General features: G+C 22.2%; 1 protein-coding gene. It reads left to right on the top strand.

What is annotated here, in order from left to right; genetic code table 11:
• The first annotated feature begins 97 nt into the window (after positions 1 to 97).
• On the top strand, positions 98 to 706 hold the full coding sequence (locus EZH24_RS12940) for a hypothetical protein (RefSeq protein WP_137999435.1): 609 nt from the start codon (positions 98 to 100) through the stop codon (positions 704 to 706).
• Positions 707 to 784 lie beyond the last annotated feature (78 nt).

The following is a 784-nucleotide window of genomic DNA, read 5'->3' as shown; positions in this document are numbered from 1 at the left end:
CCTCAAAAGGCAAACCTATACCTAAATTAAAACAGGAACAGTATAACCCTTTTGCTGAACAGTAAAAAAATAATTTTAAAAAAAGGAGAATATTAATATGAAAGAAAAAATAACAGTAATTTTAATTGATAATAATATCAATGAAGATGTTTTCATTAAAGCAGTTAGAAAATTTGGGTTCAAAACAGTAAGAAATTATGATTTAAATAAATCAACTTTTGATAATGACAATTTGAAATTTACTTTGATTAAGAAAAAAGATAAATTCAATATAATTATTGATAATCCTGACAGTAATGCATTGGCTAATCCTATGGGAGATTGTGTAAATAATATAGTAAACTTTCTTTTAGAAAATAAAGCTTTAAATGAAGAAGAACTTATTAAAAGAGAAATAGTTTTGGATAAGAAAAAAATTGCAAGCATGCCAAGCGGAGCAAATGTACAAAAGATGATTACTAAAAAAGATAAAAATATAATAGATATTTATGATTTTCCTGAAGATTATTCTATAGATACTGATGATATTATAGAAAGTATAAGCGGTATAGAAAATGAGGAACCTAATCAATTTTTGCCAATTATGAATTCTTCAATTCTTGGAGGAAAAAAAGATAATCAAATAAATATTAAAAGTTATGAGAATGCTGTGAAATATTTTGTTAAATACATATTTGAAGAGTATGAAAAAGAATTAGATTCATAAAATAATTAATTAATGTATTAGGTTTATAAATTGTATTAATGAATAGTTTTTATTTTATACTTTTTTATTAATACAATT

The organism is Brachyspira catarrhinii (assembly GCF_005518285.1).
GTDB classification, from domain to species: domain Bacteria; phylum Spirochaetota; class Brachyspiria; order Brachyspirales; family Brachyspiraceae; genus Brachyspira; species Brachyspira catarrhinii.
The sequence above is the reverse complement of the archived record's forward strand: the minus strand, read 5'-3'. Positions and strand labels throughout refer to the sequence as shown.